The organism is Arthrobacter sp. MDB1-55 (genome assembly GCF_059092925.1).
Map to the genome: position 1 here is coordinate 324,902 of NZ_JBNHID010000002.1, position 15,010 is coordinate 339,911.

At 64.0% G+C, this 15,010-nt stretch carries 16 protein-coding genes; 7 read left to right on the forward strand and 9 right to left on the reverse strand.

Features of this window, described 5'->3' with window-relative positions; all coding sequences use genetic code 11:
- Nucleotides 1-33 precede the first annotated feature (33 nt).
- The 3 genes from AC5RU3_RS08725 to AC5RU3_RS08735 are packed head-to-tail and all read right to left on the reverse strand — an operon-like array spanning nt 34 to nt 1,524.
- Nucleotides 34-552: a GNAT family N-acetyltransferase gene (locus tag AC5RU3_RS08725; RefSeq protein WP_309070058.1), complete on the reverse strand. Its 519-nt coding sequence runs from the start codon at nt 550-552 to the stop codon at nt 34-36.
- Nucleotides 530-1,174: an O-methyltransferase gene (locus AC5RU3_RS08730; RefSeq protein WP_309070059.1), complete on the reverse strand. Its 645-nt coding sequence runs from the start codon at nt 1,172-1,174 to the stop codon at nt 530-532. The genes AC5RU3_RS08725 and AC5RU3_RS08730 overlap by 23 nt, the downstream gene beginning before the upstream one ends.
- On the reverse strand, nt 1,171-1,524 hold the full coding sequence (locus AC5RU3_RS08735) for a thiamine-binding protein (protein WP_309070060.1): 354 nt from the start codon (nt 1,522-1,524) through the stop codon (nt 1,171-1,173). Before AC5RU3_RS08735 ends, AC5RU3_RS08730 begins: the two co-directional genes overlap by 4 nt.
- Nucleotides 1,525-1,662: 138 nt before the next feature.
- On the opposite strand from AC5RU3_RS08735, the gene pta reads away from it, so the two are divergent.
- Together pta and AC5RU3_RS08745 are read left to right on the forward strand one after the other, a co-directional pair.
- On the forward strand, nt 1,663-3,753 hold the full coding sequence (pta, locus tag AC5RU3_RS08740; RefSeq protein ID WP_493965312.1) for a phosphate acetyltransferase: 2,091 nt from the start codon (nt 1,663-1,665) through the stop codon (nt 3,751-3,753).
- Nucleotides 3,753-4,877, forward strand: coding sequence for an acetate/propionate family kinase (locus tag AC5RU3_RS08745; RefSeq protein ID WP_309123640.1), 1,125 nt, complete (start codon nt 3,753-3,755; stop codon nt 4,875-4,877). The genes pta and AC5RU3_RS08745 overlap by 1 nt, the downstream gene beginning before the upstream one ends.
- Nucleotides 4,878-4,898: 21 nt before the next feature.
- On the opposite strand, the gene AC5RU3_RS08750 is transcribed toward AC5RU3_RS08745, so the two are convergent.
- Complete coding sequence (locus AC5RU3_RS08750) at nt 4,899-5,210, reverse strand: AzlD domain-containing protein (protein ID WP_493965313.1); 312 nt, start codon at nt 5,208-5,210, stop codon at nt 4,899-4,901.
- The gene (locus tag AC5RU3_RS08755) at nt 5,207-5,926 is read right to left on the reverse strand and encodes an AzlC family ABC transporter permease (protein WP_309070064.1); all 720 of its coding nucleotides are present in this window, start codon (nt 5,924-5,926) and stop codon (nt 5,207-5,209) included. Before AC5RU3_RS08755 ends, AC5RU3_RS08750 begins: the two co-directional genes overlap by 4 nt.
- A gap of 101 nt (nt 5,927-6,027) precedes the next feature.
- On the opposite strand from AC5RU3_RS08755, the gene AC5RU3_RS08760 reads away from it, so the two are divergent.
- Nucleotides 6,028-7,203 carry a zinc-dependent alcohol dehydrogenase gene (locus AC5RU3_RS08760; protein ID WP_493965314.1) on the forward strand — a complete coding sequence of 392 codons (1,176 nt, stop codon included), beginning with the start codon at nt 6,028-6,030 and terminating at the stop codon, nt 7,201-7,203.
- On the opposite strand, the gene AC5RU3_RS08765 is transcribed toward AC5RU3_RS08760, so the two are convergent.
- A complete protein-coding gene (locus AC5RU3_RS08765; protein WP_493965315.1) occupies nt 7,193-8,992 on the reverse strand; it encodes a glycoside hydrolase family 15 protein in 1,800 nt (599 codons plus the stop codon). The two genes, AC5RU3_RS08760 and AC5RU3_RS08765, sit on opposite strands and share 11 nt — an antisense overlap.
- Nucleotides 8,993-9,004: 12 nt before the next feature.
- Nucleotides 9,005-9,895, reverse strand: a complete 891-nt coding sequence (locus tag AC5RU3_RS08770; protein ID WP_493965316.1) for a glycerophosphodiester phosphodiesterase family protein — start codon at nt 9,893-9,895, stop codon at nt 9,005-9,007.
- A gap of 132 nt (nt 9,896-10,027) precedes the next feature.
- Here AC5RU3_RS08770 and AC5RU3_RS08775 point away from each other — a divergent pair, with 132 nt between their 5' ends.
- Nucleotides 10,028-11,233 (forward strand): DUF445 domain-containing protein, encoded by a 1,206-nt coding sequence (locus AC5RU3_RS08775; protein ID WP_309070132.1) that lies wholly within the window; start codon nt 10,028-10,030, stop codon nt 11,231-11,233.
- Nucleotides 11,234-11,245: 12 nt separating this feature from the next.
- On the opposite strand, the gene AC5RU3_RS08780 is transcribed toward AC5RU3_RS08775, so the two are convergent.
- Complete coding sequence (locus AC5RU3_RS08780) at nt 11,246-12,022, reverse strand: hypothetical protein (protein WP_309070068.1); 777 nt, start codon at nt 12,020-12,022, stop codon at nt 11,246-11,248.
- Between the two features lie 111 nt (nt 12,023-12,133).
- The gene (locus tag AC5RU3_RS08785) at nt 12,134-12,400 is read right to left on the reverse strand and encodes a GlsB/YeaQ/YmgE family stress response membrane protein (RefSeq protein ID WP_309070069.1); all 267 of its coding nucleotides are present in this window, start codon (nt 12,398-12,400) and stop codon (nt 12,134-12,136) included.
- 366 nt (nt 12,401-12,766) lie between these two features.
- Between AC5RU3_RS08785 and AC5RU3_RS08790 the strand changes: the two genes are divergently transcribed.
- The 3 genes from AC5RU3_RS08790 to AC5RU3_RS08800 all read left to right on the forward strand — a co-directional run bounded on the left by AC5RU3_RS08790 (nt 12,767) and on the right by AC5RU3_RS08800 (nt 15,007).
- Nucleotides 12,767-13,024, forward strand: coding sequence for a DUF6458 family protein (locus AC5RU3_RS08790; protein WP_204533555.1), 258 nt, complete (start codon nt 12,767-12,769; stop codon nt 13,022-13,024).
- Between the two features lie 241 nt (nt 13,025-13,265).
- Entirely contained in the window at nt 13,266-14,033 is a 768-nt protein-coding gene (locus tag AC5RU3_RS08795; protein ID WP_309070070.1) for a DeoR/GlpR family DNA-binding transcription regulator, read from the forward strand.
- A complete protein-coding gene (locus tag AC5RU3_RS08800; RefSeq protein ID WP_493965317.1) occupies nt 14,030-15,007 on the forward strand; it encodes a 1-phosphofructokinase family hexose kinase in 978 nt (325 codons plus the stop codon). The genes AC5RU3_RS08795 and AC5RU3_RS08800 overlap by 4 nt, the downstream gene beginning before the upstream one ends.
- Nucleotides 15,008-15,010 lie beyond the last annotated feature (3 nt).

Genomic DNA, 15,010 nt, shown 5'->3' on the forward strand with positions numbered 1-15,010 from the left:
CCCTGGGTCCTGCGCCCTGGAGAATGACGGCGGCTAGGTTCGGTGCATGCGGAACATGGGCCTGGAATGCCAGACCGGTCCGCAGAGGGCGGTCGTTCCATCGGGGACGAACCCGTTGCGAACGTAGAAACGCTCCGCCCTCGGGTTGTCATTGAGGATCCAGAGATAGGCCGAAGAATCACCGATTGATGCATCAAGCAGCTGCTGGCCCAGACCGCACCCGTGCGTCGAGGCCAGCGTATAGATGTGGTGCAACTCGAAATCGGGGCGATCGTCGTCCCTGCCCGGCCCCGAGGAAGCAATCCCTACCGCCCGACCCCGGCCGTCTAAGGCAATCCAGCCGGTGACGCCGTCGTCACGCGAAAGTGCGGCCCGACGTCGGCTGATGATGTTCGGCAGGTCCGCATCGTAGTGGTCGTGGAACTCGCGCGGCATGATGTTCGCGTAGGTTTCATGCAGCGCGGCGACATGCGTGCGCGCGTAGGCTTCCGCGTCGTCGACGGTGGCCGTACGGATCGAGAATTGAGTTCTAGTTGACGACGGCGACCGCAAACCCGTCCCAGTCCTTGGTTCCTACGGTTTGAAGCGCGGTTGCCTCCAGGCGAGGATGGCCGCCGAGAATCTCAAGGGCCGTCCGGGTGCCGCGCGTGTGCTCGTCGCCGTCCGCATCCAGGACCGTGCCGCCGCGCACCACATTGTCCAGCACAATCACCGCGCCCGGGCGGGACAACTTCACCGCCCATTCAAGGTAATGGGGATTATTGACCTTGTCTGCGTCGATGAAGAACAGGTCGTAGGGTCCGGCAAGAGTGGGGAGCGTCTCAAGAGCAGCGCCCACATGCACGGTCACTTTGTGCCCGACGCCGGCCGAATCCAGGTTGCGGCGCGCCACCTCCGCGTGTGCCGGCTCATACTCGCACGTGTCCACGGTGCCGTCCTCGGGAAGGCCCCGGGCCAGCCAGATGGTGCTGAAACCGCCCAGCGTGCCGATCTCCAACACACGACGCGCTCCGTGGATCCGGGCCAGCAGCATCAGGAATTTCCCCTGCCCAGCGGTCACCTCGATGGCGGGCATTCCGGCGCTGCGCGTGTTCTCCACAGCGGCGAGGAGTGCGTCATCGGGCCGGACGACCGTGCTGTTGAGGTACGCGTCCACCTCGGCCCAAGTGCTCATGAATGCCCCTGGTACTCGTCCATCTCGTCAATGGCGCGTTCCAGGCGTTCCACTTTCCCGGTCAGCTCACCGGTGCGTCCGGGACGGATGTCTGCCTTGAGTACGAGGGAGACGCGGCTGCCGTACTTCGCTACCGCCTCGGTGGCGCGTTTGACGACGTCCATTACCTCGTCCCACTCACCCTCGATCTCGGTGAACATGGAGCTGGTGGAGTTCGGAAGTCCTGAATCACGCACGATCTTCACGGCCTCAGCCACGGCGGCGTGAACAGACCCCTCAGCATTGCCGGAGGTGTCCTCGTGTGCGCCGCTGGGCCGGCCGGAAGGTGCAACTGAGAAGGCTACGAGCATGGGGACAGTCTGTCAGGTTTGGTCCCGCTGGTCACCCGTTTGTGCAGATGCCTCCGTGTCGAATGGATAGCCCGGAAGGTAAGGCAGCCAACACTGACGGACAGTGACTAAGCATCTGTGATCGTGCAGGATGAAGTAATGACCACCCGCGGAATTTACGTCAGCGCAATGGCTCCCGGCTCGGGGAAGTCCCTCATTTCACTGGGTCTTGCCAGCATGCTGCAGGGGCACGCTGACCGCATCGGATTCCTCCGGCCGATCTCCGAAGCGGAGGACGGCGCAGACGATCCGATGGTCCTCCTGATGCGCCGTGCGTTCGGGCTGGATGCGCGAACGGCCCGGAGCGGCATGACGCGTGCAGAAGCACGGGCGCTGCTCGTCGCAGGTGAGCGCGAGGAGATCGATGCCCGCTGCGTCGCGGTCTACAGCGAAATGGCGCAGTCCTGCGACGTCATCATCGTGGAGGGCACCGACCTGAGCGGGCAGGACGCCGCGGTTGAATTCGACCTCAACGCACGGTTGGCGAACAACCTGGGCGCCATGGTTCTCGCCGTCGTGAGCGCGAAGGACATGAGCGCGGCCGAGGCGGCCGACGCCGTCGACGTCGCCCGGCGGGAGCTGGACGCTGCGCAAGTGTCCCTGCTGGCCATGATGGTGAACCGCGCGGCGGAAGGCGCCGTCGGCACCATCCGGGAACAGGTACGCCCCGGAAAGTCGGGCCGTCCGGTCTACGTCATCCCCGAGCTGAGCGAAATCTCGCAGCCCACCATGGCTGAGGTCGCGAGCGCCCTTGACGCCCGGCATATCGCCGGTGGGGCCACGCTTGAACGGGACGTCTCCTCCATCCGCGTCGCTGCCATGAATGTAGGGCACTTCCTCGAACTGCTCCGGGACGGCGCGCTCGTAATTGTGCCCGGTGACCGGGCGGACGTGCTGGTGGCCACGGTGGCGTCGTCGTTCTCGCCTGAGTTCCCCGTACCTTCCGGCATGATCCTCACCGGGGGCCTCACGCCCGATCCCAATATTCTTGCCCTGCTTGCCCACGCAACCTTCCCCGTGTTCGCGGTCGACGACGACACCTACACCGCCGCCAAACGCGTCAGTGAGGTGCGCGGCGAGATCGCGACCGGCCTGCGCCGGAAGGCAGCAGCGGCGCTGGGCGTATGGTCCAGGCAGGTGGACGCGGTGGAGCTGCTCGAACGGCTGGAGTTGCCGCGGCCGGTGAAGATGACCCCGCTGCGGTTTCTGCACGAGCTCATCGAGAAGGCGCGCAGCGACCGCAAGCACATTGTCCTTCCCGAGGGCACGGACGAGCGGATCCTGCGCGCAGCGGAGATCCTGCGCCGCAGGGATGTCTGCGACCTGACAATCCTCGGCTCGGAGTCACAGGTCCGGGAGAACGCGGCGAGTCAGGGCATCGACCTCGCAGGCCTGACCCTGCTCGATCCTGCCACCTCCGAGCTGCGTGAGGAGTTCGCTGCGGAATACGCGCGGCTGCGCTCACACAAGAACGTATCCCTCGAGGATGCCCGGGAACGCATGCTCGACGGCTCCTACTTCGGGACCATGATGGTACAGCTCGGCCATGTGGACGGCATGGTCTCGGGCGCCGCGCACACGACGGCCAACACCATCCGCCCGGCGCTGGAGTTCGTGAAGACCAAGGAGGGCGTGAAGATTGTGTCCTCAGTGTTCCTCATGCTCCTTCGGGATCGGGTTCTGGTGTACGGCGACTGCGCGGTCAATCCTGATCCCACCGAGGAACAGCTTGCTGACATCGCCGCTGCGTCGGCGGAGACCGCTGCCCAGTTCGGAGTTGAACCGCGCGTGGCCATGCTGTCCTACTCCACGGGAGAATCCGGATACGGCGGGGCCGTGGACGAGGTCCGGCGTGCAACTGAGTTGGTGCGGTCCATCCGGCCGGACCTTCCCGTTGAAGGACCCATCCAGTACGACGCCGCGGTGGACGCGTCGATTGCGCAGTCCAAGCTGCCCGGGTCCACGGTCGCCGGGCAGGCAACCGTCTTCATATTTCCCGATTTGAATACGGGCAACAACACGTACAAGGCGGTGCAGCAGTCGGCCGGTGCCGTCGCCGTCGGGCCGGTTCTGCAGGGCCTGCGCAAGCCGGTGAACGACCTCTCGCGGGGCTGCACCATCGAAGACATCGTGAACACCGTAGCCATAACGGCCGTCCAGGCACAGGGCACCACATCCCAGGAGGCGTAATGATCATCCTTGTCATCAACTCAGGCTCGTCCTCACTCAAGTACCAGGTGCGGGACTCCGCTACCGGGGAGCGTCTGGCCAACGGACTGATCGAGCGCATCGGGGATTCTGCCCATGGCGGGCCCAGAGACCACGCAGAAGCACTCGATCGGGTCACACAGGAACTTGAATCAACGCTGCAGGGCCGATCGATCGACGCCGTCGGTCACCGTGTGGTCCACGGCGGGGAGCGCTTCAGCGAGCCGGTGCTGGTCACCAACGAGATCATCCGCGCCATCGAACGGCTCAACCCGCTGGCCCCGCTACACAATCCCGCGAATGTCCAGGGCATCCGCGCCATCGCCGACCGGTGGCCGAGCATGAAGCAGGTCGCCGTCTTCGACACCGCCTTCCACCGCACCCTGCCCGAACACGCCTGGCGGTATGCCGTGCCCGACGACCTGTACAAGAAGTTCGGCATCCGTCGGTACGGCTTCCACGGCACGTCCTTCGAGTACGTGACACGGCACGCGGCCGGGCTGCTCGGCCTGCCGGCGCAGGAATTCACCGGGATCATCGCGCACCTGGGAAACGGTGCGTCCATCACGGCCGTCCAGGGTGGACGCAGCATCGATACCTCGATGGGTTTCACACCTCTGGAGGGCCTGGTCATGGGCACCCGATCCGGTGACATCGACCCGTCCATCCTGCTGTTCCTCAGTCGCGAGGGCTATACGGAGAAGGATCTCGATCGACTCCTGAACCGCGAGTCAGGGCTCGTGGGCCTCACTGGCCACAATGACATGCGGTCGGTCGAGGAATCAGGCGACGCCGGGACGGTCGCCCTCGACATTGCTTCCTACCGGCTCGCCAAGTACATCGGCGGCTACCACGTTGCCGTCGGCGGCGCGCAGGCGCTCGTCTTCACCGCCGGAATCGGAGAGAACTCGTGGCGGTTCAGGGAGCGCGTGGTGAATCGACTCAGCGCGCTGGGCATCTTCATTGACGACGCCGAGAACCAGAAGCCGGGCGGGTCCCCACGCGAGATCAGCACCGAAGAATCGGCGTTCCCGGTGTTGGTGGTGCCCACAGACGAAGAGGCGGCGATCGCAGAGGCGACTGCCGCCGTCGTCGGCTCCGCTTAGGTTCTGCTGTTCAATCGCTCGTCAGGCGGCACCGAGGAAGCGCGCCAGCGCGGCCGCAGCGGCGCCGCTGAGCACAACGACGAGGAACGGTGCCCGCAGCCACAGTGCCACCGCGGCGGCCAGGAGCGCGGCGAGGCGCGCATCAACCACCAGAGCCTGACCGCTCGAGAAGGTGTTGACGGCCGTCAGCGAGGCGAGCAGGCCGATGGTCAGAGTGCCTGCCACGCGGGTCATCCGCGGGTTCTCCATCAGCCGCGCGGGCACAAGGTATCCGGCGAGCTTCGTGAGGTAGCTGAGCAAGCAGGCAACAAGGATCCAGATCCAGAGGTTCACGGCCGCCCTTCCGAGGGATACGGCTCGACATCGGGTTCGAGCCCTTCACGTGAGGGACCGAAACTGAACCAGCCGAGCAGGCCGGCGACGAGTGCGGCCACGAGAATGGGGACGCCCGGCGGCACGAAAGGAACTGCCAGCAGGGTGACGAGGGCGCAGACCACGGCGATGGCCGCGGGTTCCCGCGCCTTCAGCCGGGGCCACAGCAACCCGAGGAAGGCGGCCACCGCAGCGCCGTCGAGACCCCATTGCGCCGGATCACCGAGGGCGTTTCCGAGCAAGGCGCCCACCAGGGTGAACACGTTCCACAGCACGTAGATGCCGATTCCGGCCACCCAGAAGCCCCGGCTTTGCTCCAGTGGATCGCTCTGCCCGGTGGCGGTTGCGGTTGATTCGTCGATGGTGACCTGTGCCGCGGCGAAGCGGCGCCAGCGGCGCGGGCGGAGCATCGCGTTCATCTGCATGCCATAGACGGCGTTGCGGATGCCCAGCAACCCCGACGCCGACATGGCCGCCGCACCGCTTCCGCCGCCACCCACCACTCCAATGAACGCGAACTGTGAGCCGCCGCTGAACAACAGGAGACTCAGCGCCATCGTCTGCAGGAGGTCAAGCCCGGACGCTACCGAGAGGGCGCCAAAGGACACCCCGTAGAGCCCCGTCGCTACGGCAATAGACAGACCAACCCGCGCAGCCGGGGATTTCGAAAACTCCACCGGCCAAGCCTATGCGGAACCCCGGCCTCGCTTCACTTCGGGTCCGATGGCGGCAATACTGAGAAAGGTCAGCATACTTACGAATCTGTGGAGGAGTATCGATGAAGGCACTTACCTGGCAGGGTAAACGATCGGTCAGCGTCGAGGAAGTTCCCGACCCGCGAATCGAAGATCCCTCGGACGCGATAGTCCGGATTACCTCGACGGCCATCTGCGGCTCCGATCTCCATCTGTACGAAGTTCTGGGCCCGTACATGAAAAAAGGCGACGTGCTGGGCCACGAACCGATGGGCATTGTCGAAGCCGTGGGGAGCAGCGTCACCAACCTGAAGCCCGGCGACCGCGTCGTCATCCCGTTCAACATTGCCTGCGGCCACTGCTGGATGTGCAACAACGGGCTGCAATCCCAGTGTGAAACCACGCAGAACCACGATCAGGGTACGGGAGCGCGCATCTTCGGCTACTCGGAGCTGTACGGTTCCGTTCCCGGTGGCCAGGCCGAATACCTCCGGGTTCCCCATGCCGACTACGGCCCCGTCAAGGTCGGCAACGACCTCCCCGATGAGCGTTACCTGTACCTCTCGGACATCCTTCCCACCGCCTGGCAGGCGGTGCAGTACGCGGACGTGCCCGACGGCGGCACCCTCGCCGTTTTCGGACTTGGTCCCGTCGGTCAATTCGTTGCCCGCAGCGCACGGCATCTGGGTTACCGCGTGATCGCCGTGGAGCCGGTCGCTGAGCGGCGTGCAATGGCCGAGCGGCACGGCATCGAGACAGTGGACTTCACCAAGGAGGTCGGCGATGTGCTCCGCGAGATGACCAATGGCCGCGGACCTGACTCCGTGGTGGACGCCGTCGGCATGGAAGCCCACAACTCACCGCTGGGGGCCTTCGCACAGAACGCAGTGGGGCTGCTCCCGGACCCCATCGCCAGAAAGGCCATAGAAACCGCCGGCGTAGATCGGCTGACGGTCCTCTACGCATCAATCGACGCCGTCCGACGCGGCGGAACGGTCTCCCTCAGCGGCGTCTACGGCGGCACCGCCAGCCCCATGCCACTGCTGACCATGTTCGACAAGCAGATCCAGACCCGGATGGGTCAGTGCAACGTACGCCGATGGACCGATGAGCTGCTGCCGCTCGTCGAAGACCCCTCGGACCCGCTGGGCGTGATGGACCTCAAGACACACGAGGTGTCGCTGGAGGAAGCACCGAACGCCTACAAGATCTTCCAGAAGAAGCAGGACGGCTGCATCAAGGTGATTCTCAAACCATGACGGTCTGAACGGCGTGGATCGCGTCCGCGGCCCGCACCAGCGCAAGATGCGAGAACGCCTGGGGGAAGTTTCCAGCCATCCGGGCGTTCTCGGCGTCGTACTCCTCAGACAGCAGGCCGAGTTCGTTCGCGTAGCCCACCAGCTGATCCATGAGGCGCTTGGCATCCTCGAGACGGCCCGTGTGCGCGTACTGCTCAACGAGCCAGAACGAGCAGGCGAGGAAGGGGTGCTCCCCAGGGGCAAGACCGTCGATGGCCGATTCAGTGCGGTACCGCAGCAGCAGCCCATGACGGTCCAGGAGCTGCTCCTCAAGCCGCGCCACCGTGCCCAACATCATCGGATCGTCGTAGTCGATGAAACCGACCTGCGGCAGCTGCAGTAGTGACGCATCGACAAGCGTGGCGCCGTAGTACTGGGTGAAGGAATTCACCTGCCTGTCGTAACCCTGTGCCAGGATCTCCTGCCGGAGGGTGTCGCGCAGCTCCTCCCAGCGATCGGCCTCGCCCTTCAGCCCGTACTCCCGTACAGCGCGGGCACCGCGGTCAAACGCAGCCCACATCATCACGCGGGAGTGCGTGAAGTAGGCCGGTTCGCCGCGCATTTCCCAGATGCCGTGATCCTTCGAATCGAAGTGCTTCTCGAGGAAACCGAGCAGGGCGTGCTGGAGGGGCCACGAGAATTCATCCTCGTTCACACCCCGCTCACGCAGCTTCTCCAGGGCGACCATCACTTCACCGACGACGTCGGCCTGATATTGATTCACAGCCCCGTTGCCGATTCGTACGGGAGCGGAATCCGCGTAGCCCGGCAGGTGGCCGAGCACCTTCTCCGGAAGCTGCCGCTCACCGGAGACGCTGTACATGATCTGCAGGTCCTCCGGGTCCCCGGCGACGGCCCGCAGCAGCCAATTCCGCCACCCGGACGCCTCATCCTCATAGCCGTGCGTCATCATCGCCTCGAGGGTCAGCGCTGCGTCGCGTAGCCAGCAGAACCGATAGTCCCAGTTCCGTTCGCCGCCGAAGGCTTCCGGCAGCGAAGTGGTGGGTGCTGCCACAATGCCGCCGGTATCTTCATGAGTCAGCGCCCGAAGAACCAGAAGGGAGCGCTTGACGATGTCGTCGTATTCGCCCTGCTTCTCGCAGCTTTCCGCCCAGTTCTGCCAGTAGTCGATGGTTGACTGGAGCGTCACGTCGAAGTCGAGGGGCGTCGGCTGCTCCCGGTGCGAGGGGTACCAGACCAGCTCGAGGTCGACCTTCTCCCCGGCTTCGACCGTGAACTCGCCCGCGTGACGGTGGTCAGCAGCGTGGGGAAGATGGGTGCCGCGCAACAGCAGTGCATCCGGACCGGCCATCGCCAGGATCCCGGGACCACCTTCTTCATGGGTTCGCCGCACCCACGGCAGGACGTCACCGTAACCGAACCGGACCACCAGCTCCTGACGCATCGGCACGGAGCCCGCGATGCCCTCGATACGGCGCGCCAATGACGCCCGTCGGTCGTGCATGGGCATGAAATCGGTTACGAGCACTTCTCCGGCCTCAGTCCGCCACCGGGACTGGAGAACAAAAGTGGACTCGACGTACTTCCACTCAACAAGCTCCGCCACCCCGGCGTCATGGGCAGGAGCAATAAGCCATCTCCCGTGGTTCTCGTTGCCCAGCAGAGCCGCAAAGACCGACGCCGAGTCGAACCTCGGGTAGCAGAGCCAGTCGACGCTCCCACCCCTGGACACCAGGGCCCCGGTGTGGAGGTCGGAGATCAGTGCATAGTCCTCAATCGGCATAGCCATGCGTTAACTCAATCACAAACCCCCGGTGGTGGGCTCCCCCTTCAACCTGCGAAGGACATGAGCGGGCCGGTTCGTGGTGATCTCCTGGACGCCGAGCTCGCGAAGGAAGTCGACGTCGTCGTCCGTGTCCACCGTCCACACCCTCACGCGCAGGCCCGCGGCGAGCCACCGCTTTACCCGCTCGGGGTGCGCCCGCACATACTCGATACCGGGCCCGGCGATCCCGACTGCACCGCTCGCGATGATCCGCTCTCCCTCATGGAGGGCACGGCGCAGGAGATTCATGACGGCGGCGGCTGTAAGCGGCCCCAGGGTCTCCCTCACATCCTCGGGGTGGACATCGGCAACCAGCTGGCAGACGACGTCGGACGGGACCCGTTCCAGAAGATGCCTCACCGAGTCCGGGTTGAAGCTCATGAAGGAGATGTGCAGGTTAGCCAGCCGGGAGGTCTCCGGGTCGTATCCCTCCCGCATCAGGAAGGCGATCAGCCTTTCCTCGAGCTTGAGCCCGAAGGGGCTTGGGTGCTTCAGTTCGATGGCTAGTTCCAGCTCCCGGCCATCCCCGCGGAGAAGTTCGATCAGCTCCTCGAGGGTAAGCAACTGATCCGCCACGCCACCGTACTGCGGCGGGATGTTGGCGCCCTTCCAGGACGCGAAATCCAGTTCGCGCAACTGCCGCAGCGTGTGGTCACCGACATCACCCGTGCCGCTGGACGTCCGGTCAAGCGTGGGGTCGTGAATACAAACGAGTTCCAGGTCTTCTGTGAGATGGACATCGCATTCAACGCCGTCGGTCCCCTCGGCGAGCGCCTGGAGGAACGCGGCGCGTGTATGTTCGGCGTATTGCTTGCTGGCGCCCCGGTGGGCGAAAACCAGATGCTTCACTCCTTGTTGTTCTGCCACAGGCCTTACGCTAGCGAATGCGGCAGGAACTGACCTAAGAGCGGCTGATGAGATGGGGAATTCAGCACCGATGCGGAGGACCAAGTGAGCATTGCGTTGACCGATACGGAGCGCGCAGCAGGACTGAGGCGGATGAAGACCGTCGCAACGGGCCTGCTTGGCGTCATGGCGGTGATCTTCCTGGTCGCGTTCGCGCTGCAGGAGCAGTACCCGTGGCTGCAGTATGTCCGGGCGGCGGCCGAGGGTGGCATGGTGGGCGCGCTGGCCGACTGGTTTGCAGTGACAGCCCTGTTCAAGTACCCCATGGGGTTGAAGATTCCGCACACGGCGATCATCCCCCGCAAGAAGGACCAGATCGGAACCTCCCTCGGGCAGTTTGTGGAGGAAAACTTCCTCGCCGAGGACGTTGTCCAACAGAAGTTGACCTCCCTCGGCGTTGCGCAGCGCGCCGGCACGTGGCTCGCCCGCCCGGAGGGTGCGGACCGGGTAGCAGTGGAAGGCGCGGCACTGATCCGTGGTGCGTTCACGGTGCTGGATGACGACGCCGTCCAGCAGGTCATCGAGTCAATGGTGCGCAAGCACGTGGTGGACCCGCCGTGGGGCCCGCCGGTTGGGCGGATGGCAGCCCGGATCTTCGAGGAAGGTCACCACCACCGGCTGGTGGACCTTCTGGTGGACCGCGCAGCCGAGTGGGTCGACGCGAATTACGACGTCGTCTCGCGCGTGGTGTCGCAACGATCCCCCACCTGGGTTCCGCATTTCGTGGACGGGCTGGTGGGCGACAAGGTCTATACCGAGTTTCTCAAGTTCGTGCGCGCCGTCCAGGCCGATCCGCAGCACGATGTCCGGCTCTCGATCGACAAGTACCTCACGGACCTGGCACAGGACCTTCAGTATGACCCGGCGGTCATTGCGAAAGCCGAGGAGATCAAGGCCGGCATCCTGGATGACCCACGTGTTCACGATGTCGCTGCGCGGGCATGGAAGACCGTCAAGACGGCGCTGCTCGAGGCGGTGAACGACCCCGACAGCGAACTGACCCGGAACTTCAAGTCAGCTGTCCGGGATTTCGGACGCCGGCTGACCACCGACGAGGAGCTCGCGGGCAAGATCAACCGCTGGATCTCCGACGGCGCCGGCTACCTCGTACGGACTTACCGCAGCGACATTGCCGGAATCATTTCGGAGACCGTGGAACGCTGGGATGCAGAGGAGACCTCACGGAAGATCGAACTCCAGGTAGGTAAGGATCTTCAGTTCATCCGAATCAACGGCACCGTGGTGGGTTCACTCGCAGGCCTGGCGATCTTCACGATCGCTCACGCGCTGTTCGGCTGACCTCCGCCGGACTCAGGGGTGGCCGTAATCCTTTGTCGCCGCAGGCAGCTTCTCGAGTTCGGTGAGCAGTTCACCGGGAATCACGGTGGGCGGAGGGCCGAACGCTTCGCGCGTGGCATTGATGACCGTACGGCCCATCATGTGGTTGCCGGCTCCGCCCACGGCAGCGCCCACCCCGAATGGCAGTGCACGTCCCAGCAGTGCCCCGCCCTGGCGGGCCAGCATGCGCCGGATGAACCGCTTGCGGATACTCGCGCCGATTCCGCGTACCGCTGATGAAGACATCGATCCACCGACCACGTTGCCCCAGTGACGCGTTACACCGCCCGCTGAGGAACCCATTGTGGCCTGTATCAGCGCTGACCCCTCTTCGCCCATCAGGATGCCCATAACGAGCGTTCGTGCGCGTTCCGGATCATCGGTGGAGATCCCGTGAAGCTCCGCGACTGATTGGGCGTAGAGGGCTGTTGCCTCCAGGAAGCCGACCGTGGCTGCGGCTGAAAGCCCCAGGGAAACGACTGTGCCGATCGCCGGCACGACGGCGGTACCTCCGACGGCCGCTCCCGCCGTCGTGATCGCGACAAGGTAGTCCCGCTCCAGTTTTGCGTTCAACTCGGCGGCAGTAGCTGTTGGGTCTTTCTTGCGTAGCCGCCGCAGGTTTGCAAGCACCAATGGCCGCTGAACGTCGATAGCCCGTTCCACTGCACGCTGGATACCCGGCTTCGGTCGGCCGTGGCGATCGAAAACCGCCCCACTCGCGAATTTGCCCGCTGGGTTGAAGGGTGCCATTGCTGATCCTTCCGTCGAGTTGTTCAAGTCTGGCTTACTTGGCTTCGCAAAGCCATGCAAAACGCCCCGTCGGATGGGGCCGACGGGGCGTTTTAGTAGATGTCGCCCAGATTATGCGTGCGAGCGATTCTTGGTGATGGCACCGTACACGAGGAGAACGATGATCGCTCCACCGATGGCCAGCAGCCATGAAGAAAGCGAGAAGAATTCGTTCACGCCGACGTTGAAGAGGAGGTTGCCAAGGAAACCTCCGAGCAGGGCGCCGATCACGCCGAGAATAAGCGTCATTACCCAGCCGCCACCCTGCCGTCCAGGGAGAATCAGTTTGGCGATGGCGCCTGCAATAAGACCGAGAAGAAGAAATGCTAGGAAATTCATGAAGTACTCCTTAATCGAACTTCTATCCACGCAACTTGTTTGTCGATTTCGACCGTGCACCGAAGTGCAACTGCACACCACCCTACTTCATCAGTGAGCTTAGTAATAGCTTATGGTCCTGCTGGTGCAACCATTAAACTCCTGCCTGCCCGCATTGCAACCCCCCGTAATCAAAACTTCACCGGGGGCAAGATTGATCCGCAGAAAAAGGGCTCGCTCAATTTCTGCGCGATGCTCGGAGCCACACCAACCGGAAGACAGTATGCTGATTACATAGCGTGTTATTCGCCACCTGCTTCTGCTGCTGCAACAAGCAGCGAACAAACAGAAAAATTGCCAAGCGGGTCAAATCAAGGAGTAGTTGGTATGAGAATCGGTTCCTCCATCGTCCTGATTGCACTCGGGGCAATCCTGGCCTTCGCCGTTGCAGACAATCTGGTGAACTTCATCGACCTCACCCTCGTGGGCTACATCCTCATGGGAGTCGGTGTTCTGGGACTCATCATCTCGCTCCTGATGAATGCGCCGCGCAACCAGAAGCGAGTGAGCGAATCGCGCACTGTGCAGGATCCGAACACCGGTGAGCGGATCACCCGCAATGAAACCCGCGACGGCGGGATCTAACCCTTAGACGAATCCACCTGGGCCGACGGCCCCGATCAGCGAAGAAGCCACCTGCCTCTCGGCGCGGGTGGCTTCTTCATTTAAGCCGTCACCTCCCGTCCGGGAACAGGACTACGTGTACGACCGCCAGGTCTCCCAATCTGCCTTTTCTTCCGGTTTCCATTGACATCCAAACATAAACACAGATAGAGTCACTGAAACAGAAATACCTGTGACTCTGGTCACCAGTCGAGGAGGCGCTGTGTTCGCCGAGGAACGCTATAACAGGATCGCCGCCTTGGTGGCGTCCGAAGGCCGCGTTACCGTGGCGCAACTCGCCGCCCGCTTCAACATCACCAAGGAGACTGTCCGGCGGGACCTCGCGCTTCTGGAAAAGGACGGAATTCTCCGCCGCGTACACGGAGGTGCCGTCCCGGCTACCAACGCCAGCACCAGCGAGCTCAGCCTGTCCAGCCGCGAAGGTCGGAATCAGGCGGAGAAAGCCCGCATAGCCAAGGCTGCGCTGGCCATGGTGCCAGCTGAGGGATCGATTGTGCTGGACGGCGGAACCACCACCGGAAGCCTCGCAGCCCTCCTCGTTCAGGAAGCGGCGGATCAGCTCCTGATCATCACCCACTCCGTCCCTGTCGCCCACACTCTCATCGGCTCGTCCCTCCAGCTCGAGTTCATCGGAGGGCGAGTCCGCAGCCTCACCAGTGCCTGCGTGGGAAGCGGCACCGTAGCGCGTTACAACGGCTTTCGACCGGATGTCGTTTTCATCGGCACAAACGGTGTGCACCCGGAATTCGGGCTCAGCACTCCAGACCCAGAGGAGGCCTCCGTGAAGGCGGCAATTGTTCGATCGGCGCGCCGCGTCGTCGTGCTGGCAGATGCATCGAAACTGAACGCGGAGACCCTTGTGGGCTTCGCCGGTCTCAACGAGATCGACGCACTCATCACCGACGTCCAGCCGGACGCTGCGCTCTGCGAAGCACTGGCTGACGCGGATGTCGAGCTGGTGGTCGCATGATCATCACGCTCACGGCCAATCCCAGCCTTGACCGCACCATCGAGTTGGCCGCTCCCCTCGCCCGCGGTGCGGTGCAAAGGGCAGTGGCCAACCGGCAGGAATCGGGAGGCAAGGGCGTTAACGTCTGCCGTGCACTATCAGCAGGTGGAACCGAAGCCCTCGCGATCCTTCCGGGTCAGGACGGTGATCCGGTACTTGCCGGCCTGCTCGCCGCAGGTGTCGCCTACCGCAACCTGCCGATTCGGGCGGCCCTGCGCTCCAACGTCACCATCACGGAACCGGACGGCACCACCACCAAGATCAACGAGCCCGGTCCAGCGTTGAGCGAGCAGGAAGCCGCCACGCTCATCGACCTGGTGGTGGACTTGTCCGACGGCGCGCGCTGGCTGGTTCTTGCAGGGTCACTTCCGCCGGGCCTGCAGCAGGACTTCTATGCAGCAACCGTGCGGGCAGTCCGTACCCGGCACGGGAACCGCGCACCACTGATCGCCCTTGACGCATCCGAAGCGACGCTCATCGCCGCGATAGAAGGAAATGCCGCTCCGGACCTGCTCAAGCCCAACGCCGAGGAACTGTCGCAGCTCACCGGAATCGGTCATGGTGACGAACTGGAGGACCAGCAGGACCTCGCCGTGGAGGCAGCAACCCGCCTGCTTGCCCGCGGCGTCCGCGCAGTACTGGCAACGCTCGGATCCAAGGGTGCGCTGCTGGTAACCCCCGACGGCGCCTGGCACGCACAGCACCCCCCAATCACAGCAATTTCCACTGTCGGCGCGGGCGATTCCGCCCTTGCCGGCTATCTCCTGGCGCATACCCGCGGCGCCAGCGCTCCCGACTGCCTACGCCAGGCAGTCGCGCACGGTTCAGCGGCGGCCTCGCTGCCCGGGTCGACCGTGCCCGCCCTGCACCAAACCACGCCCGACGCCGTCACGGTCCGGGCTCTGACTCCGGCTACTTCCCCCAACCACCCATAACCT